Genomic DNA, 20,568 nt, shown 5'->3' on the forward strand with positions numbered 1-20,568 from the left:
CGCTACGAAACGCGACCTGCGCGGGAAAGTTACGACCGTTCACCCCTTTTGGTGGTGCGATGGACAACCGTCCGTCGCACCACCGCCTTGTCCGCATACCTTCGTCCCGCTGCGAGCCGCCGGGTCAACGGCGGCTCCCCATACGGGAGATCGGGGGTGTGCTCGTGCGCATCGGACTGCTTACGGAGGGTGGCTATCCGTATGTGAGCGGTGACGCCGGACTCTGGTGCGACCGGCTCGTGCGCGGGCTCGGGCAGCACGAGTTCGACATCTACGCGCTCAGCCGCACCGAGCGCCAGGAGGACCGGGGCTGGGTCCGGCTGCCGCCCCAGGTCGGCCGCGTCCGCACGGCACCGCTGTGGACGACGCACGACGACGGCGTGGTGCACGGGCGCAGGGCCCGGCGCAGGTTCGCCGAGGCCTACGGGGAACTGGTGGCGGCGGTGTGCGGGGGACCGCGAGCCGCGAGTCCCGAAGGGCCCGGAGACCCGGCCGACGGCGCCGACACCGAGGCGGACCGTTTCGCCAGCGCCCTGTACGGGCTGGCCGAACTCGCCCGGGACGAGGGCGGACTGGCCGGCGCCCTGCGCTCCGAGAGCGCGGTGCGCGTCCTCGAACGCGCCTGTCGCGCACCCGGCGCACCGCGCACCGCCCGCACCGCGCGCGTGCCCGACCTGCTCACCGTCGCCGCGCACATCGAGCGCACCCTGCGCCCCCTCTCGCTGGACTGGTACGAGGACGACGCCCTCGGCTCGGCCGACCTCTGCCACGCCGCGGCCGGTGGGGCGGCCGCGCTGCCCGGCCTCCTCGCCCGGCACTTCCTCGGTGTCCCGCTGCTGGTCACCGAGTACGGCGTGCACCTGCGGGCGCACTACCTGGCCGCCGCGACCCTGGAGGAGGGCCCCGCCGTCCGGGCGCTGCTGGCCGCGTTCCACGGCCGGCTGGCCGCCGAGGTCTACCGCGCGGCCACCCTCATCACACCCGGCAACGCGCACGCCCGCCGCTGGCAGGAGCGCTGCGGCGCCGACCGCGCCAAACTGCGCACCGTCCACCCCGGCATGGAGGCCGCCCGCTTCGCGGACGTCGGGGAGGGAGTGCGGGGCAGCCGGTCCGCGGACCCCGGCACGCTGGTGTGGGTCGGCCGCATCGAACCGGCCAAGGACCTGATCTCCCTGCTGCACTCCTTCGCCGAGATCCGCCGGGCCGAGCCCGGCACCCGGCTGCGGATCGTCGGCGCCCCCGCCGAGGACCCGGGCGCCGCCACCTATCTGACCCACTGCAAGGCCCTGGCCGCGCAGCTCTTCCCCGACGAGGCGGAGGGCGTGCACGCCGTCGGCGACAACCCGGTCTCCTTCGAGGAGATCGGCGGCCCCGAGATCCCGAGCCTCGCCGAGGCCTACGCCTGCGGAGCCGTGGTCGTCCTGTCCAGCGTCGTCGAGGGCTTCCCTGTCGGTCTCGTCGAAGCCATGCTCTGCGGCCGGGCCACCGTCTCCACGGACGTGGGCGCGGTCGTCGAGGTCATCGGCGGTACGGGCCTGGTGGTTCCGCCGCGCAACCCGCGAGCGCTCGCGGAGGCGTGCGTGGCACTGCTGCGCGACCCCGAGCGCGGTGAGCGGCTCGGCGCGGCCGCCCGCGCCCGCGCCCTCGAACTCTTCACCGTCGAGCAGAACATCACGGCATTTCACGGCATTTACCTGGAGATCGTCTCGCACTCCCCGGTACGCCGGGTCGTCGTGGACGACGAGGGCGAGCCGCTGCCCTTCGGCGTCCCCGCCGAGGTCCACGTGCCCGGGTGCTGGACCGAGACCCGCTTCACGGGCGAACACCGGCCGGCCCGGGCGGAGGGGGCACCGGTCCGGGCCACCGTGCCCGCGCCGGTGCCCGTTTCCGTGGGGGAGGGCGCGTGACGATCGACAGCGCGGGACGCGGCACCGCCCCTCTGCACGACGGCGGGCGCGCGCGCGGCGACGCCGACTCCGCGCGGGACGGCCTCCCCGGCACACGCGGGCCCGCCGGGCGCCGTGCCGCGGTGGACCCCGTGAAGGCGCTCATGCACCGGCACCGCGAGCTCTGCGAGCGGGCCGTGGACCCGCTGGAGATCGCCGCGGGTCTGGAGGCGCACGGGGTCACCGACCGGACCGCCGCACGCCTGCGGCACCGGGACGTCTTCTCGCTCGCCGAGGAGATGTACGCCCGCGCGGCCCGCGACGGAGAGGCGGCCCCCCGCACCGGGACCCCGGTGCCCCCCGGCCCGCGCGCCTCCTGGGCGGCGCTCGCCCTGGTACCGGGCGCGCTCGCCGCGGCCGTCGTCGCCGGACTGCGGCTCACCGAGGGGCAACCGCGCCTGGCCGTCGCCGCGTTCGGCGCCCTGGCCGTCGCCACCGGGCTGCACTTCGCCTTCCGGCGCGGCCCCCTGAGCACCCCGCACCGCACCACGGGCGCCGCACGCGCGTGGACCTGCTGGCTCATCGCGTACGCGCTCTCCGGCGACGCGCTGCTGATCGCCGCCCGGGACGGAGCTCCGCACGGACCCTGGCCCCTGGCCACCGCACCCGTGCTGGCCCTCGCCCTGGGCTGCGCCCCCGCGGTCTGGTGCGCCCACCTGTTCGCCGCCCGCGCCCGCCGCCGACTGGACGCCAGCCGCGGCCTGGAGGAGTTCGCCGCCTCCGTACGCCCGCTGCTCCTCGGGGTGTTCGGCCTGTTCACGGCCGCACTGTGCGGGCTGCTCGCCCTCTGCGGGGCGGCACTGCACGAGCCCCCCGCCTACGCCGGAGCCGGCGCCCTCGGCGCCCTGCTCCTCCTCGCACGGCTGCTCACGGCACGCGGCTTCGCCCACGTCCCGGCCCGCGTGCTCGCCGGCGCGGGCGCGGCGGAGGCCGTCGCCCTCGCCACGGTCCTCGCCGCCCGGCTGCCCGGCTGCTCCTTCCTGGCCGCCCCCGTCGACGGCCTCGTGGACGCGGCGGGCGCCGGGGCCGTGCCGGCCCTGGCCTGCGGGGCGGGCGCCCTCGTCCTCCTCGCGCAGGCGACCAGGACACTCACCCGCGCCTCGGCCCACGCCCCGCCCGCCCCACCGCCGTGAGCCTCCCCGGAGCGCGGGCAGCCTGGCGGCTTCCCCGATCCGGGCCCCCATCTCCCGCGGGGCCGACACCGCGGGCCCTGCCCCGACCTACGGCATCACCTCGAAGGAGACAGCCAGATGATCACCTCCCGAACCGGAGAATCCGCCCCGGGAGCCGCCCGATGAGGGTCCTGCTGATCGGAGCCAACGGCTACCTCGGCCGATTCGTCGCCGACAGACTGCTCGCCGACCCGGCCGTGCAGCTCACCGCGCTCGGCCGGGGCGACGACGCCGACGTACGCTTCGACCTCGCCTCGGGCAGCCCCGGCGCGCTCACCCGCTTCCTGGACGCGGTGCATCCCGGAGTCGTCATCAACTGCGCCGGCGCCACCCGCGGCGGTGCCCGCGAACTGACCCGGCACAACACCGTCGCCGTCGCCACCGTCTGCGAGGCCCTGCGTCGCAGCGGCTGCGGGGCCCGGCTGGTCCAGATCGGCTGCGGCGCCGAGTACGGGCCGAGCCAGCCCGGTTCCTCCACCGCGGAGGACGCCGTGCCGCGCCCGGGCGGCCCGTACGGAGTGAGCAAGCTCGCCGCGACCGAACTCGTCCTCGGCTCCGGCCTCGACGCCGTCGTGCTCCGCGTGTTCTCGCCCGCCGGACCCGGCACGCCCGCCGGATCCCCGCTCGGCCGGCTCGCCGAGGCCCTGCGCCGCGCGATGCAGGCCAGCGACGGCGAACTCAAGCTCGGCGGCCTCGGCGTCCAGCGCGACTTCATCGACGTCCGCGACGTCGCCCGCGCCGTCCACGCCGCCTCCCTGTCCGCCGCGCAGGGCGTGATCAACATCGGCTCGGGCCGCGCGGTGCGCCTCCGCGACGCCGCCGCCGTCCTCGCACGCGTGGCCGGCTACAGCGGCAGCCTGCACGAACTCGACGGTCCGCCCGGCCCGCCCATGAGGTCGCCCATCGGCCACCCCCGCCCCGAACCCGACCACGTGGCCCCGGTGTCGTACCCCTACCCGGACGGCTGCGGCAGCTGGCAGCAGGCCGACGTGCGCACCGCGCGCGACCGGCTCGGCTGGCGGCCCCGGATCAACCTCGAGGAATCCCTGGCCGACATCTGGATGGAGGCGGCATGTCGTATCTGACCAGAACCGCGACCGGCAGCGCGAGCACGGACCTGGGACTCGGCTTCGGCGTCCCCGGTTACGCGCACCCCCTCGTCGCTCCCATGGAATGGGACGAACTCACCCGCCCCGGCACCCCCTTGCACTGGGTCGTCCTGAACGTGGACGAGGGGCCCGGCGAGCGCCCCGACCCGCGCTGCCTGGAGGCCACGGGACGGCTGCGCAACGCGGGGGTCCGGGTGCTGGGACTCCTCGACGCCGCCCACGGAGTACGCCCCTTCGGCGAGATGATCGCCGACGCGCGCCGCCATCTCGACTGGTACCAGGCCGACGGATTCGTGATCGACCGCTGCCCCACCGAACGCGCCGCGCTGCCCGACGTCCGACGGACGGCGGACGAACTGCGCGCCCTGAGGGACGGCGCCCACATCGTGTTCGGCCACGGCACCCACCCGCACCCGGGCTATGCCGAGAGCGCCGACCAGCTCATCACCTTCTCGGGACCCTGGACCGAATACCGCTGGTCGCAGGTCGCCGAGTGGACCGCCGACCATCCGCCCGAGCGTTTCTGCCACTTCGTGCACGGCGTGCCGCGCGGTCATCTGGAGGAGGCACTGCGCATCGCCCGCTGGCAGGGCGCCTCGACGATCTACTTCACCGACCGCTCCGACCACGGCGGGACGGCCGATCCGTGGGAGACGATGCCCGGCTACTGGGACGAGATCGTCTCGCGGATCGGAACGGGTGTCTCGGAATGAAGAAGGGCGTGGCAGTGTTACGGAGAGAACAACCGTAGTGATAGACCGACCAACGGAGTCCCCGTGTCGCTGCCACCCCTGGTCGAGCCAGCCTCTGAGCTCACCGTAGACGAGGTTCGCAGGTACTCCCGCCACCTGATCATCCCCGACGTGGGCATGGACGGGCAGAAGCGGCTGAAGAACGCCAAGGTGCTCTGTGTGGGCGCCGGCGGCCTCGGATCGCCGGCGCTGATGTACCTGGCCGCGGCGGGCGTCGGCACGCTCGGCATCGTGGAGTTCGACGAGGTCGACGAGTCGAACCTGCAGCGCCAGATCATCCACAGCCAGGCGGACATCGGCCGTTCCAAGGCCGAGTCCGCGCGCGATTCCGTGCTGGGCATCAACCCGTACGTGAACGTCGTCCTTCACGAAGAGCGGCTCGAGGCCGAGAACGTGATGGACATCTTCAGCCAGTACGACCTGATCGTCGACGGCACCGACAACTTCGCGACCCGGTACCTCGTCAACGACGCCTGCGTGCTGCTCAACAAGCCGTACGTGTGGGGCTCGATCTACCGCTTCGACGGCCAGGCCTCCGTCTTCTGGTCCGAGCACGGCCCCTGCTACCGCTGCCTCTACCCGGAGCCCCCGCCGCCGGGCATGGTCCCCTCCTGCGCCGAGGGCGGCGTCCTCGGCGTGCTGTGCGCGTCCATCGGCTCCATCCAGGTCAACGAAGCGATCAAGCTCCTCGCGGGCATCGGTGAGCCGCTGGTCGGCCGCCTGATGATCTACGACGCCCTGGAGATGCAGTACCGCCAGGTCAAGGTCCGCAAGGACCCGAACTGCGCCGTCTGCGGCGAGAACCCCACCGTCACCGAACTCATCGACTACGAGGCCTTCTGCGGCGTCGTGTCCGAGGAGGCCCAGGAGGCGGCCGCCGGCTCGACGATCACTCCCAAGCAGCTCAAGGAGTGGATCGACGACGGCGAGAACATCGAGATCATCGACGTCCGCGAGGTCAACGAGTACGAGATCGTCTCGATCCCCGGCGCCAAGCTGATCCCGAAGAACGAGTTCCTCATGGGCACCGCCCTGGCGACCCTGCCGCAGGACAAGAAGATCGTCCTGCACTGCAAGACGGGTGTCCGCAGTGCGGAAGTCCTCGCCGTCCTGAAGTCCGCCGGATTCTCCGACGCGGTGCACGTCGGCGGAGGCGTGATCGGCTGGGTCAACCAGATCGAGCCCGAGAAGCCGGTGTACTGACCGGCCGACCGGCCCGCTCTTTCGGCGGCGGGGGCTTCGCGGACCAGGTGTCCGTGAAGCCCCCGCCTTCGTCATGAACAGACCTTGCCGTCCTTCGGCAGCGTCCCGTCCAGCAGATAGCTGTTCACGGTCGAGTCGACGCACTTGCTGCCACTCCCGTAGGCGCCATGGCCCTCGCCCTTCCAGGTGAGTTGCACGCCCACGCCCTTGCCGAGCTCGTCCGCCATCCTGCGCGCGCCCTCGTAGGGTGTCGCCGGGTCCCCGGTGTTGCCGACGACCAGCACGGGTGCCGCCCCCGGCGCACTGACCTGGGGATCGTCGTACTGACCGGCCACCGGCCAGTCGTGGCACCAGCCCGCGGTGTCCCAGCCCATGAAGTCCCCGAAGACGGGCGAGATCCTCTCGAACTCGGGCAGCCGCTTCTTCGTCTCCTCGGGGGTCGGCCGCTCCTTGTCGTCCAGGCACGATATGACCCGTTGTGAATGGGTCGTCGTGCCGTAGTGCCCGGAGGCGTCACGGTCGTTGTACTCGTCGGCGAGCGCCAGCAGGGCCGAACCGTCCCCGTCCTCGGCGTCCTTCAGGGCCTTCGTCAGGCGCGGCCAGCCCGCCTCGCTGTAGAGCGGCAGCACGATGCCGGTGAGGGCGAGGGTCTGGCCGAGCCTGCGCCCGCCGGAGGTGGGCAGGGGGCTCGCGTCGATCCGCTTCAGCAGGTCCGCGATCTTCCGGGAGCCCTGCTTCGGGTCCTGCCCGGTGGACTTGAGGTAGTCGTCCAGGGCTCGCTGGAAGCCCAGCGTCTGGTTCTTGGCGTGGCCCACGGTGTCGGCGCTCGGGTCGACGACCGCGTCCAGCACCAGGCGTCCCACGTTCTTGGGGAACAAGTGGGCGTACACACCGCCCAGTTCGGTCCCGTACGAGATGCCGAAGTAGTGCATCCGGCGGTCGCCCAGGACCTGGCGCATCAGATCCATGTCGCGGGCCGTGTCCGTCGTCGAGACATGGGACAACAGCTTGCCCGCGGCCTTCGCGCAGCCCTTCCCGAAGTCCTGGGCGTCCTTGAGATACGCCGCTTCCTCGGCCGCGTCGTCCGGTGTCGCGTCCACCGACTCGGAGGCCTGGATCGCCTTGTCCCCGCGGCACCGCACCCCTTCGCTGGCGGCCACCCCGCGCGGGTCCCAGCTCACCAGGTCGTAGCGCTCGTGCAGCGGGCCGACGATGTTCTCGTACCACGGCATCGTGGAGAGGCCCGAGCCGCCGGGGCCGCCGAAGTTGAACAGGAGCGAGCCGATGCGCTTGCCCTGGCCGCCGGTCGCCTTGGAGCGGATGAGCGCCAGACCGATCGTCGTGCCGCCCGGCTTCGCGTAGTCCAGCGGCGCCTTGAGCGTGGCGCACTGCCAGCCGCTGCCGGGCGCGGGGGAGTCCGAAGTGGCCTTGCAGCGGCCCCAGTCGAGCTTCTGCGAGGTGAGGGAGGCGGGCAGCCCCGGTGACCCGCCGGAGGGCGGGGCGGTGGCCGGAGCCGTGTCGCCGTTCTTCCCGTCCTTCTCGCCGCCGGCCGGCGAGCCCCCGCCGCAGCCGGCCAGCAGCAACGTGGCGGCGGCCGCGGCCGTCCACCGTGCGAAACGTGTCATGAGTGCCCCCCTCGCCTGTGGCCCGCACGAGTTCGCGGATCACATGCACGCCATAGTAGGCGGCGGCCGCCGATCGCCGTCGGGGCCTGTGGATAGCGCTCTGACCTGCAACTTTCTAGGAGCAGACGGTGTTGGCCCGCGGCACGGTGCCCTCCAGCAGATAGCCGTTCACCGCGCCTTGCACGCACCTGTTCTTGCTGTCGTAGGCCCCGTGTCCCTGGCCCTTGTACGTCAGCTCGACCCCGACACCCTTGCCGAGCGCGTTCACCATGGCCCGGGCGCCCTCGTACGGCGTCGCGGGGTCGCCGGTGTTGCCGACCACGAGGATCGGTGCCGCGCCGGGGGCGCTGACGTCCGGATGCTCGGCCGCACCCGGCACGGCCCAGTCGGTGCAGCTGACCATGCCCCAGGCGAGATAGTCGCCGAACAGCGGCGAGGCGGCCCGGAACTCCGGGACCTTCGACCGCACGTGGTCTGCGGTGTAACGCGGCTTGTCGTCGGCGCAGTTGATGGAGATGTTCGCCGGGGTGATGTTGCTGTACTGGCCGTTCTCGCTGCGCCCGTTCATCGAGTCCGACAGCAGCATCAACACCTTGCCGTCCCCGTCGTACGCCTGCTCGAGTCCCTCCGTCAGGTACTCCCAGAAGTCCTTGGAGTACAGCGACTGCGCGATGCCGCTGGTCGCGGCGGTCTGGGTGAGCCGCCGCGGGAAGACACCCGGGATCGGCCTGGCGTCGAGGTCCTTCAGGAGCCGGGCGATCCGGTCCTTGACGTCCTGCGGGGTGTCGCCGATGGGGCAGTCCTCGGCCTTCGAGGTGCAGTCCTTCGCGAAGTTGTCGAGCGCGAGCTGGAAGCCCTTGGCCTGGCCGAGGGAACTCTGTTCCACGTTCTGGGTCGGGTCGACGACTCCGTCGAACACGGCCCGGCCCACGTTCTTGGGGAACAAGTGGGCGTAGACCCCGCCCAGTTCGGTGCCGTACGAGATGCCGAAGTAGTGCAGCTTGTCGTCGCCGAGTACCTGCCGCATCAGATCCATGTCGCGAGCGGCGTCCGTCGTGCGCACATGGGGGAGGACCTTCCCGGAGTTCTTCTCGCACGCGGCGTTGAACGTCCTGGTGTTCCGCAGGAGCGCCTGCTGCTCGGCGGTGTCGTCCGGGGTGGCGTCCTGCTGGAAGAACCTGTCGAGCTGCCGGTCGTTCTCGCACTTCACCCCCGCGCTGCGGCCGACTCCGCGCGGGTCGAAGCTCACCAGGTCGTAGCGGGTGCGCAGGGCGGCGTAGTCCGCCCCGAAGGCGGGCAGCGTGGCGACGCCGGAGCCGCCGGGGCCGCCGAAGTTGAAGATGAGCGAGCCGATGCGCTTGCCGGGGTCACCGCTCGCCTTCGCCCGGATCAGCGCGATCCCGATGGTGTCGCCCTTGGGGTCGGACCAGTCGAGGGGCGCCTTCAGGGTGGCGCACTGCCACTCCGTGCCACCCGGCAGAGGGGAGGGGGCGGTGCCGCCGCCCTGGGCCTCGGACGGTGTCGGGCACGCCTTCCAGTCCAGCTTCTGCGCCGTCAGATCCCCCTCCTTGGAGTCACCGCTGCAGCCCGACACCCACGAGGTCAGCAGGACGGCGGCGACGGCCACGACGGCGGAGCGCGGCGGGGACGGGTTCGGCATGCTCCCCATCCTGCGGGCGGTCGCGGCGGGGCGCTCGGGGCACGAGCCGTGTGGGTGAGGACACGGCGGGAGCCCGCGCCCGGGCCGGTCGGGTGAGCAGGTGCTCCGTCCGGTCGGGCGATCGGGCTCCCGGTCGGGCGGCCGCCTCTAGAGCGCGCCCTTGCGTGTCAGGTGGTTGAAGAACAGCCAGCCGGGCAGCACCGGGAGCCACAGGGTCAGCAGCCGGTACAGCAGCACCGCGGGCGCCGCGACCTCCTTGGGCAGACCGACGGCGATCAGGCCGACGGTGAGGGTCGCCTCGACCGCGCCCACACCGCCCGGGGTCGGGGCCGCCGACCCCAGCGCGTTCCCGGCGAGGAAGACGACGGCGACACTGGCGAGGCTGAGCGTGGTCGTCTCCTCGTGGCCGAACGCGCGGATCGACGCGTCCAGGCACATCACGAAGCAGGCCGTCAGCAGCAGCATGCCGCCGATGCCGGTGACGAGCTTCTGCGGCCGCTGCAGCACGTCCAGCATGCGCGGGACGACGCCCGCGAAGAGCGACCTCACGCGCGTGGAGACGAACTTGCGCAGCAGCGGCACCGACGTCACCACGAGGATGAACACCGCGACCGTCAGCAGGCCCGCGATGACCGTGCGGGACGGCGACAGCGACGGCGTCTTCTCCGTACCGGTCAGATAGCCGAAGGACAGCAGCATCAGGATGTGGCAGCCGAGCCCGAAGAGCTGCGACGCGCCGACACTCGCCACCGCGAGCCCCGGCCGCACCCCGGCACGCTGGAGGAAGCGCGTGTTGAGGGCGACGCCGCCGACCGCGGCGGGCGCCACGATCTTCACGAACGAGCCGGCGACCTGGGCCGCCGTGGTCCGCAGGAACGGCACCCGCTCGGGCACGAAGCCGAGCAGGCTCATCGCCGCCGCGAAGTAGCTGAGGGCGGAGAACAGCGCCGCGGCCGCGACCCAGCCCCATTCGGCGTTGTCGAAAAGGGTCCCGAACTCGATGTGGGTGAGCTGGGTGAGCAGGAAGTACGCGCCGATCGCCCCGGCGATGACGCTGATCAGCGTGCGGGGCTTGACCCGCTCCAGGCGGGCCGGCTCCACCGGAGCCTGGGGCCTGATCAGCAGTACCTGATGGCGGATCTGGGTGAGCAGATCCTCCTCGCGCGCCTCGTCCAGCGCCTCGTCGATCGCGCGCTTCTCGGCGCGCTGCTCGGCGCGTACGGCCTTCTTCCCGGCCTTCTCCGGCACGGGCGCGGCGGCGTCCCCGCCCTCCTCGGCCGCTTCCGCGGCACGGGCGAGTCTGGCCTGCCGCGAGGCCTCCAGGACCGCCTCGCGTTCACGCTGCGCGCGCTCCCGGCCGAGCCGTCGCAGCGTCGCGCGCGTGGAGCGCGTCAGCGCGATCGGCTGGAGCATGGGCAGGCAGTTCGCGACGGCGTCCGGGCCGAGCACGCCCACCGCCGACGCCACCGCGCGCTCGGCGCCCACGCGCAGCGCGAGGGTGGTCATGAGCTGGGCGATGTCCATGCGCAGCACCAGATCGCCGGCCGCGATCTCGCCGCCGCGCAGATCCGTGAGGATCACCGTGCCGGAACGATCCACCAGAATCGCGTCGCCCGCGAGCCGCCGGTGCGCGATGCGCCGGGACTGCAGCGCCTGCACCTGGTGCCAGGTGTCGCGCAGCAGCTCGTCGGTGATCAGTTCGTCGGGCAGGGAGTCCAGGGTGTGCGCGCCGGTGTGTTCGTAGACGAGCATCACGGCGTCCGGGCCCAGCTCGGAGGTCGCGATCAGCTTGGGCGCGTTGGCGCCGGCCGCGATGGCCGCGTAGGCGAGGAGGGCTTCCTGTTCCAGGGCCTGGCGCAGGGACTGGAGGCTGCGGCGGGTGGTGATGCCGCGCAGCGTCAGCCGGCGCCAGACGCGGTAGAAGAAGCCCTGTGCCTGCTGCTCGCGGTCGACGACCGTGACGTCGAGCGGGGGGCCGTCCTCCAGGGTGACGAAGTAGCGCCGGCCGCGGTCGCCGCTCTCCACGGTCTCCGGCATCTCCTCGCGGGCCGCGCTGACCGGGTGGAAGCCGACGTGCCGAAGGCCCGCCATCAGCGTCCGCCCGGTGGGCCGTACGTTCGGGGATCCGACCGCGTACAGCGTTCCGTAGGCGACGGTCCAGCCGATCAGCACCGTCAGGATGATCGAGAACGGGGTCGTGTAGCCGGTGACCAGCATGGAGAAGGCGTCGAGGAGCAGGACGACCCAGAGCACCCCGCGCCAGCGGGGTCTGCGGGACATGCCGACGGCCGTCATGTAGGCGATGACCGGTGCGAGATAGCCGTGCACCGGGTCGGTGAGGGCGTGGACGTCACCCGGCGAGGGCTGGGTGAGTGCCTCCTGGATGGAGCCCGGGGCGCCCTTGGCGACCCACAGGTCCGTGGCGAGTGTCACTCCGTGCGCGAGGACCGCGGCGAGGACGCCGTCGGCGATGCGCAGCCCGTCCCGTTTGATCAGCCGCTCGATGGCGAAGGCGACCGGCACGAGCAGGATCGCGATGCTGGACGCCAGCCCCGCGATCTTGATCAGCAGATCGGGTGCCTGACCGGTGCCCTTGTTGATGTCCTGTTCCAGGCCCGAGGTGGTGCCGTGCGCGAACGCCGAGATGGCGAGCAGCACCACGATCGCGAGAACGCCCACCAGGAGCCGCATCAGGTCCGAGGGGCGGTGCACGCGCGCGGGAAGCAACGGTTCGTCGCCCTCGACCTCGTCGGCGTGGACCTCGTCCACGCAGCCGGTGCCGCGCTCGGCCTGCCGCTTCTCGTCCCCGGGCTTGCGGGACGCGGCCGCGCCGGTCTCAGGAGCGGGATCCGCGGCCTTCTCGTCGACGCCGTCGGCTTCCGGGCGTGACGAGGCGGCGGAGGTGCCCTCCGCGTCTTCGGGGTGCACGCCCTGCTGCCTCATGGTCTCTTCTTGATCTCGTATCACCAGTCACCGCCCGCACGATGGTGGCATGCCCGACCGACACACGGGGGCATCAGGGTGCAAATGCGGGGCGTGCAATCTGCTACAAGCGTCACCCGAGGGGAAGGAATATGCACGGTCGCCGCCGGGTCACGTTGTCGGTGGGGTGGGGCAGGATGGGGCGGATGAGCGAGGAGAGCCTTCCGGCGGACGCGCTGCCGGAGTACGCGGAACGGGTCCTGGACGTCGCCGAGCTGATCCCGCCCGGCCGCGTCATGACGTACGGCGACATCGCCGAATGGCTGGAGGAGGGCGGGCCGCGGCAGGTGGGCCGGGTGCTGGCCCTGTACGGCGGGGCGGTTCCGTGGTGGCGCGTGATGCGCGCCGACGGTGGCCTGCTGCCCGGCCACGAACTGGAGGCGCTGGCCCACTACCGCGCCGAGGGGACGCCGCTGAAGGAGGCGAGCCGGGCCTCCGCGGGGCATCTGCCGCGCGTCGACATAAGACGGGCCCGATGGGACGGCGGCGAACGCGCGGAAGGTCACACCTGACAGCTTCGGGTATTTGCCGGGCCGAAGGGGACACTGAGGCCCGTACGAGGGAAACGAGGCATATCCGTGACATGCCGTACGTTCGTAAGGCACGGAACGCACGGGACGCACGGGGCCTGAGGGAAGAATCGGAAGTCCCCCTTCCGGGAACGGCACCGGCGTAGCGTCGTCCGCACGCGTCCCCCTCACCCCGCGGTCACCGCCGTCCACGCGGCAGTCCGCCCACCAGTACGACCACCAGGACCGGCGAACCACGTGAGCTCCACTTCCTCCAGCAGGCGTCTGACGCACCCCTTCGTGCGCCAGGGGGCCCGCGGTGCGTACCGGCTGGTGCGCACCGCGCCGGCCCGGGTGGATCCCCCTCGTCTTGACGCGGCGCAGCACTCGGTGGTTGACCACGGGAGCGGACCGCTGCTCGTCCTCGCCGGTCCCGGTACGGGCAAGACGACCACGCTCGTCGAATCCGTGGCCGCCCGGATCGAACGCGGCGGCGACCCGGAACGCATCCTGGTGCTCACGTTCAGCCGCAAGGCGGCCGTCGAGCTCCGCGACCGCATGGCGCTGCGCATCGGAGCCGCCCGGGCGCCCCGGGCCACCACGTTCCACTCCTTCTGCTACGCCCTGATCCGGGCCCATCAGGACAGCGACCTGTTCGTGGAGCCCCTGCGGCTGCTGTCCGGCCCCGAGCAGGACGTGGCCGTGCGCGAACTGCTCGCGGGCCAGCCCGACCTGGAGCGGCTGGGTCTCGCCCACGTGCGCTGGCCGGACGAACTGCGCGCCTGCCTGACCACGCGCGGCTTCGCGGACGAGGTCCGCGCGGTACTCGCCCGCAGCCGGGAGCTCGGCCTCGGACCCGGCGCCCTGGAGGCCTTCGCCCGGCGCATCGGCCGCCCGGACTGGGGCGCGGCGGCCGCCTTCCTCGCCGAATACCTCGACGTCCTCGACATGCAGGGAGTCCTCGACTACGCGGAACTGGTGCACCGCGCGGTGCTCCTCGTCCGCCGTCCCGAGGTCGCCGAGCGGCTGTCGGCGCAGTACGACGCCGTCTACGTGGACGAGTACCAGGACACCGACCCCGCGCAGGTGCGGCTGCTGCGCGGCCTCGCGGGCGGTGGGCGCACCCTCGTCGCCTTCGGCGACCCCGACCAGTCGATCTACGCCTTCCGCGGCGCCGACGTGAACGGCATCCTGGACTTCCCCGAGGCATTCCCGCGCGTGGACGGCCGTCCGGCTCCGGTCGAGGTCCTCGGCACCTCCCGGCGCTCGGGCGCCGACCTGCTGGACGCCACCCGCCGGCTCACCCTGCGCATGCCGCTGACCCGGCTGCCCGCGCAGAAGGTACGCGCCCACCGCGAGCTGTCCGCTGTGCGGGACGGAGGGCAGGTCGAGGTCTACACGTACCCGACGGCCGGCACGGAGCTCGACAACATCGCGGACATCCTGCGCCGCGCGCACCTGGAGGACGGTGTCCCCTGGGGAGAGATGGCCGTCCTCGTGCGCGCCGGTTCCCGCACGATCCCCACGATCCGGCGGGCGCTCACCTCGGCGGGCGTACCCCTCGACATCGACGGCGACGACCTGCCCCTGCGGCACGAACCCGCGGTCGCGCCGCTGCTGACGGCCCTGCGGGCGGTGGCCCGCGCGGAGTCGGAGACGGGTACGGGCGCGGCGTCCGGTGTGGATGTGCCGTCCGGTGCGAATGCGGTGTCCGGTGTGGACGCTTCACCCGGTGCGGACGGGGCGTCTGGGGCGTCTGGCGCTGATGTGCCGTCCGATGCGGGCGGGATGCCCGGCGTGGATGCGTCGCCCGGTGCGGATGTGCCAGCCGATGCGGACGGGATGCCCGGCCTGGATGCGTCGCCCGGTGCGGACGGGGCGCCCGATATGGACGAGGCTTCCGCGGCCGCCGCCGGGCCGGAGGAGGCCGCCGCCGGGGTTCGCGCCGCCTCCTGGCTCGACACCGAGACCGCGCTCACCCTCCTCGCCTCGCCCCTCGCGAGCATGGACGCCGCCGACATGCGGCGCCTGGGGCGCGCCCTGCGCGAGGAGGAGCGGGCCGGCGGCAACCTCGTACCGCCGCCGTCCGACGTCCTGCTCGCCCGCGCGCTGGCCGAGCCGGAGCGGCTCGTCGCGCACGATCCCGCGTACGCCCGAGGGGCCCAGCGCCTCGGCGCGCTGCTGCGCACGGCGCGTGAGCGTCTCGCCGGCGGCGGAACGGCCGAGGAGGCCCTGTGGGACCTGTGGGACGGCACACCCTGGCCGCAGCGTCTGGAGCGCGCCGCCCGGCGCGGCGGCGCGGCCGGACGCAACGCGGACCGGGACCTCGACGCCGTGTGCGCGCTGTTCGCGACCGCCGAACGCGCGGAGGAGCGCACCGGAGGCCGCGGCGCACTGAACTTCCTGGAGCAGATCGACGCCGAGGACATCGCGGCCGACACGCTCACCCGCAGGGCCGTCCGCCCCGAGGCGGTGCGCCTGATGACCGCGCACCGCTCCAAGGGCCTGGAGTGGCGCCTCGTCGTCGTCGCGGGCGTCCAGGAGGGCCTGTGGCCGGATCTGCGCCGCCGCGGCTCCCTGCTGGAGGCCGACCGCATCGGGCGGGACGGACTCGCCGAACCCCTCACCCCCGGGGCACTCCTCTCCGAGGAGCGCCGGCTGTTCTACGTGGCCGCCACGCGCGCGCGTGAACGGCTCGTCGTGACGGCGGTGAAGGCACCGGCCGACGACGGCGACCAGCCCTCCCGCTTCCTCACCGAACTCGGCGTCGAACCCAAGGACGTGACCGGCCGCCCGCGCCGCCCGCTGGCCGTCGCCCCCCTCGTCGCCGAACTGCGCGCCACCACGGTCGACCCGCGCGTCTCGGAGCCCCTTCGCCAGGCCGCCGCCCGCCGCCTGGCCCGGCTCGCCGCGCTCGCCGACGACGACGGCCGCCCGCTGGTCCCCTCCGCGCACCCCTACCGCTGGTGGGGCATGTACGAGCCGACGGAGAGCAAGGTGCCGCTGCGCGACCGCGACCAGCCCGTCGTGCTCTCCGGCAGCGCGCTCGACCAGCTCGCCAACACCTGCGCCCTGCAGTGGTTCCTCGGGCGGGAGGTGAAGGCCGACGCGCCCGCGACGGCCGCCCAGGGCTTCGGCAACGTGGTGCACGTCCTCGCCGACGAGGTCGCCTCCGGACGCACCCCCGCGGACCTCGACGTCCTCATGGAACGCCTCGACTCCGTGTGGAACGCGCTCGCCTTCGACGCGCCCTGGAAGTCCGCGCAGGAGAAGGAGCACGCGCGCGTGGCGCTCGAACGCTTCCTGAAGTGGCACGTCATGGACCGCACCGGCCGTACGCCGGTGGCCAGCGAGCACGACTTCGACGTGACGCTCGAAGCGGGCTCCTACGAAGTGCGCATCCGGGGCTCCATGGACCGCGTCGAGGCCGACACCGAGGGCCGCGCCTACGTGGTCGACTTCAAGACCGGCAAGCAGGCGCCGACCGCCGCCGAGGTGACCCGTCACCCGCAGCTCGCCGTCTACCAGCTCGCGGTGGGCGAGGGCGCGGTCGACGAGGTCTTCGACGGCGTACGCCCCGAGGCGGGCGGCGCCGAACTCGTCCAGCTCCGCCAGGGCGCCGCCAAGAAGAACGGCGGCGAGACCCTTCCCAAGGTGCAGGCGCAAGAGCCGCTGGAGGGCGAGTGGGTCGGCGACCTGCTGGCGAACGCGGCCGGCAAGGTCCTCGACGAACGCTTCTCACCGACGACCGGACAGCACTGCACGCACTGCTCGTTCCGGGCGTCCTGCAGCGCCAGGCCGGAGGGCCGCCAGGTGGTCGAGTGAGCCGGCCCCAGGGCACGACGTCAGCGAGTGACGCATAGCACCACATGTGCTGACCTGCGGTTCTTTCGCCCCGGGCGCCGATGTGGCCTCCGCTGTCAGTGGACGCCGCTAGCCTCTGCGACATGCCCGCCCGTATCACCGACTCCGAACAGCTCAAGGAGCTCCTCGGCATCCCGTTCACCCCGGAGCAGACGGCCTGCATCACCGCGGAGCCAGCCCCCCAGGTGATCGTGGCCGGAGCCGGTTCGGGCAAGACCACGGTGATGGCGGCCCGTGTGGTGTGGCTGGTCGGCACCGGACAGGTGGCCCCCGAGCAGGTCCTCGGCCTGACGTTCACCAACAAGGCGGCGGGCGAACTCGCCGAGCGGGTCCGCAAGGCGCTCGTCAAGGCCGGAGTCACCGACCCCGACGTCATCGACCCCGACAACCCGCCGGGCGAGCCGGTCATCTCCACCTACCACGCCTTCGCGGGCCGGCTGCTGACCGACCACGGCCTGCGCATCGGGCTCGAACCCACCTCCCGGCTCCTGGCCGACGCCACCCGCTACCAGCTCGCCGCGCGCGTGCTGCGCGAGGCGCCCGGCCCGTACCCGGCGCTGACCCGCTCCTTCCCGGACCTGGTCGGCGACCTCCTGACCCTCGACTCCGAGCTCGCCGAACACCTCGTGGCCGCCGAGGACCTGCGCACCCACGACGCCGAGCTCCTGCGCACCCTGGAGAGCGCGCGACTCACCAACGCGGACCTGCGCAAGGTCCCCGAGACCGCCGCGGCCCGGCGCGAACTCGCCGAACTGGTGGGCCGCTACCGCGCGGCGAAACGAGAGCGCGACCTCCTCGACTTCGGCGACCAGATCGCCCTCTCGGCCACCCTCGCCCGCACCCGTCCCGAGGTCGGGGAGATCCTGCGGGACGAGTTCCGCGTCGTCCTGCTGGACGAGTACCAGGACACCTCGGTGGCCCAGCGCGTCCTGCTCGCCGGACTGTTCGGCGGCGGCACCGGACACCCCGTGACCGCGGTCGGCGACCCCTGCCAGGCGATCTACGGCTGGCGCGGCGCGTCCGTCGCCAACCTGGACGACTTCCCCGAGCACTTCGCCCGCCCCGACGGCCGCCCCGCCACCCGCCAGTCGCTCAGCGAGAACCGCCGCAGCGGCGGCCGCCTCCTCGACCTCGCCAACGGCCTCGCGGAGCCGCTGCGCGCCATGCACGCGGGCGTGGAGGCCCTGCGGCCCGCCCCGGGAGCCGAGCGGGACGGACTCGTGCGCTGCGCGCTGCTGCCCACCCACGCCGAGGAGATCGGCTGGCTCGCCGACTCGATCGCGCATCTCGTGCGCACCGGCAAGGCACCCGCCGAGATCGCCGTCCTGTGCCGCACCGCCACCGACTTCGCCGAGATCCAGGGCGCGCTCGTCGCCCGCGACATCCCCGTAGAGGTCGTGGGCCTCTCCGGTCTGCTGCACCTTCCCGAGGTGGCCGACCTCGTGGCCGTCTGCGAGGTCCTCCAGGACCCGGGGGCGAACGCCTCCCTCGTCCGGCTGCTCACCGGTCCGCGCTGGCGTATCGGCCCGCGCGACCTCGCCCTCCTCGGGCGCCGCGCCCGTCTGCTCGTGTCCCACGCGCACGCGCGGGGCGACGACGACCCGGACCGCAGGCTCGCCGCGGCCGTCGAGGGGGTCGACCCGGCCGAGGTGATATCGCTCGCCGACGCCCTCGACACGTTCCTGGAGACGCCCATCGAGGCCGCGGGCGACGACGACGGGCTGCCGTTCTCGCCGGACGCGCGCGTGCGCTTCGCCCGGCTCGCCGCCGAACTGCGCGATCTGCGCCGCTCGCTGGCCGACCCGCTCATGGACGTCCTGCACCGGGTCCTCGCCGTCACCGGTCTGGAGGTCGAGCTCTCCGCGTCCCCGCACGCCCTGGCGGCCCGCCGCCGCGAGACCCTGTCCAACTTCCTCGACATCGCCGCCTCCTTCGCGTCAGGCGACGGCGAGGCGAGCCTGCTGGCGTTCCTCGGCTTCCTGCGCACCGCCGCGCAGTACGAGAAGGGGCTGGACAACGCGCTGCCCGGCGGCGAGAACACCGTCAAGGTGCTCACCGCGCACAAGTCCAAGGGCCTGGAGTGGGACGTGGTGGCCGTCCCCGGCCTGGTCGACGGCACGTTCCCGAGCGGCCAGGGCCGCGAGAAGTGGACCGCCCAGGGCAAGGTCCTGCCCCACCGGCTGCGCGGCGACGCCGACACGCTGCCTGACGTCGGGAGCTGGGACGCCCAGGGCATCAAGGCCTTCCACGAGGCCATGAAGGCCCACCAGCACACCGAGGAACTGCGCCTCGGCTATGTCACGTTCACCCGCCCCCGTTCGCTTCTGCTCGGCTCGGGCCACTGGTGGGGGCCCTCCCAGAAGCGGACGCGCGGCCCCTCGGACTTCCTGCACGCCCTCTACGACCACTGCGCGGCCGGACACGGCGAGATCGAGGTCTGGGCGGACGAACCGGCCGAGGGCGAGGAGAACCCGGCCCTGCGCGAGGCGGCCGCCGACCACGCCTGGCCGCTCCCGCTCGACGACGCGGCCCTCGCCCGGCGCCGCGCCGCGGCGGAGACCGTACTCGCGCACCTGGAGCGGGTCGCGTCCCACGACGAGACCCACCCGGGCGCCGACGCGCACCCGTACCCGGCCGCCCATGACCCCGCCTCCTTCGACGACCCGGACTGGCCGCCCCCGCCCGAGGACGACGTCCCGCCCTACGACGAGTACGCCGAGTTCGACGACTACGACGAGTACGCCGAAGACGGCCTGCCCGAGGACGAGTTCCCCGGAGGCGGCCCGATCGAGGAGCACGTCCCGCAGGGCCGCCGTTCCGCGCGGAGCGCCCCGTCCGGCGGCGACGACCCGGACTGGGACTCCTGGACGACGGAGCGGCCGGGAGAGCGGCCGGCCGGCCGCGGGAGCGGACGTCCCACGGTGCCGCACCAGGCCCAGGGCCCGATCGCCCGCCCGCGCCCCCGGGAGGCCGGGAGCGAGCGCCTCACGCCCGAGGAGGCCCGCACCCTCGCGTCCTGGGACCGCGACCTGGACGCGCTCACCGGAGAGCTGCTGCGCGCCCGCGCCACCGTCACCCACGTTCCCCTGCCCGCCTCGCTCACCGCCTCCCAGCTCGTGCGTCTGGCCGCCGACCCGGACGGCCTGGCGCAGGAGCTCGCCCGCCCCATGCCGCGCCCCCCGCAGCCCGCCGCGCGCCGGGGCACGCGCTTCCACGCCTGGGTGGAGTCCCGCTTCGAGGAACTGCGGCTGCCGATGCTCGACCCCGAGGACCTGCCCGGCAGTGAGGCGGAGATCGCCGACGAGCACGACCTGGAAGCCCTGAAGGACGCCTTCGAACGCAGTCCCTACGCGCACCGCACCCCCTACCGCGTCGAGGTGCCCTTCCAGCTCGCGATCGCCGGCCGTGTCATCCGGGGCCGGATCGACGCCGTCTACCGGAACGGAGAGGGCGAGGAGACGACGTACGAGATCGTCGACTGGAAGACCGGCCACGGCCGCACGGCCGACCCGCTCCAGCTCGCGCTGTACCGCCTGGGTTGGGCCGAGCGGCAGGGAGTGCCCCTGGAATCCGTCACGGCCACGTTCCTGTACGTCCGCGACGGCGAGGCCGTACGGCCGGAGGGCCTTCCCGACCGGGCCGCGCTGGAGCGGCTGCTCACCGAGGACCCGGCGGGCGCGCGGGACGGGGACGAGGTCGCCGGGGAACCGCCGGACGAACACGCCTCTGTGGGCGGATAGGCTCAG

Annotated in this window: 11 protein-coding genes; 8 read left to right on the forward strand and 3 right to left on the reverse strand. The window is 73.3% G+C overall.

Going from position 1 to position 20,568, the window contains the following annotated elements:
- Nucleotides 1-164 precede the first annotated feature (164 nt).
- From ACFYYF_RS08420 to moeZ, 5 genes are all read left to right on the forward strand, one after another.
- Nucleotides 165-1,907, forward strand: coding sequence for a DUF3492 domain-containing protein (locus tag ACFYYF_RS08420; protein WP_388772665.1), 1,743 nt, complete (start codon nt 165-167; stop codon nt 1,905-1,907).
- Entirely contained in the window at nt 1,904-3,079 is a 1,176-nt protein-coding gene (locus tag ACFYYF_RS08425) for a hypothetical protein (RefSeq protein WP_388772667.1), read from the forward strand. Before ACFYYF_RS08420 ends, ACFYYF_RS08425 begins: the two co-directional genes overlap by 4 nt.
- 161 nt (nt 3,080-3,240) lie before the next feature.
- A complete protein-coding gene (locus ACFYYF_RS08430) occupies nt 3,241-4,203 on the forward strand; it encodes an NAD-dependent epimerase/dehydratase (RefSeq protein ID WP_361690262.1) in 963 nt (320 codons plus the stop codon).
- Nucleotides 4,191-4,940, forward strand: a complete 750-nt coding sequence (locus ACFYYF_RS08435) for a spherulation-specific family 4 protein (RefSeq protein WP_361690259.1) — start codon at nt 4,191-4,193, stop codon at nt 4,938-4,940. Before ACFYYF_RS08430 ends, ACFYYF_RS08435 begins: the two co-directional genes overlap by 13 nt.
- Nucleotides 4,941-5,003: 63 nt before the next feature.
- Nucleotides 5,004-6,182 (forward strand): adenylyltransferase/sulfurtransferase MoeZ, encoded by a 1,179-nt coding sequence (gene moeZ, locus ACFYYF_RS08440; RefSeq protein ID WP_365479970.1) that lies wholly within the window; start codon nt 5,004-5,006, stop codon nt 6,180-6,182.
- 71 nt (nt 6,183-6,253) lie between these two features.
- Here moeZ and ACFYYF_RS08445 read toward each other — a convergent pair whose 3' ends face one another.
- From ACFYYF_RS08445 to ACFYYF_RS08455, 3 genes are all read right to left on the reverse strand, one after another.
- Nucleotides 6,254-7,807, reverse strand: coding sequence for an alpha/beta hydrolase (locus ACFYYF_RS08445; protein ID WP_388772670.1), 1,554 nt, complete (start codon nt 7,805-7,807; stop codon nt 6,254-6,256).
- Nucleotides 7,808-7,922: 115 nt separating this feature from the next.
- Entirely contained in the window at nt 7,923-9,467 is a 1,545-nt protein-coding gene (locus tag ACFYYF_RS08450) for an alpha/beta hydrolase (RefSeq protein ID WP_388772674.1), read from the reverse strand.
- 147 nt (nt 9,468-9,614) lie between these two features.
- Nucleotides 9,615-12,410 carry a lysylphosphatidylglycerol synthase transmembrane domain-containing protein gene (locus tag ACFYYF_RS08455; RefSeq protein ID WP_361690247.1) on the reverse strand — a complete coding sequence of 932 codons (2,796 nt, stop codon included), beginning with the start codon at nt 12,408-12,410 and terminating at the stop codon, nt 9,615-9,617.
- Nucleotides 12,411-12,595: 185 nt separating this feature from the next.
- On the opposite strand from ACFYYF_RS08455, the gene ACFYYF_RS08460 reads away from it, so the two are divergent.
- The 3 genes from ACFYYF_RS08460 to ACFYYF_RS08470 all read left to right on the forward strand — a co-directional run bounded on the left by ACFYYF_RS08460 (nt 12,596) and on the right by ACFYYF_RS08470 (nt 20,562).
- Nucleotides 12,596-12,961 (forward strand): MGMT family protein, encoded by a 366-nt coding sequence (locus tag ACFYYF_RS08460; protein WP_388772677.1) that lies wholly within the window; start codon nt 12,596-12,598, stop codon nt 12,959-12,961.
- Nucleotides 12,962-13,216: 255 nt separating this feature from the next.
- Nucleotides 13,217-16,783, forward strand: a complete 3,567-nt coding sequence (locus ACFYYF_RS08465; RefSeq protein ID WP_388772681.1) for a UvrD-helicase domain-containing protein — start codon at nt 13,217-13,219, stop codon at nt 16,781-16,783.
- A 122-nt stretch (nt 16,784-16,905) separates the two neighbouring features.
- Nucleotides 16,906-20,562, forward strand: a complete 3,657-nt coding sequence (locus ACFYYF_RS08470; protein WP_388772684.1) for a UvrD-helicase domain-containing protein — start codon at nt 16,906-16,908, stop codon at nt 20,560-20,562.
- The last annotated feature ends 6 nt before the right edge of the window (nt 20,563-20,568 follow it).

The organism is Streptomyces sp. NPDC001914 (assembly GCF_042891215.1).
Lineage (GTDB): Bacteria > Actinomycetota > Actinomycetes > Streptomycetales > Streptomycetaceae > Streptomyces.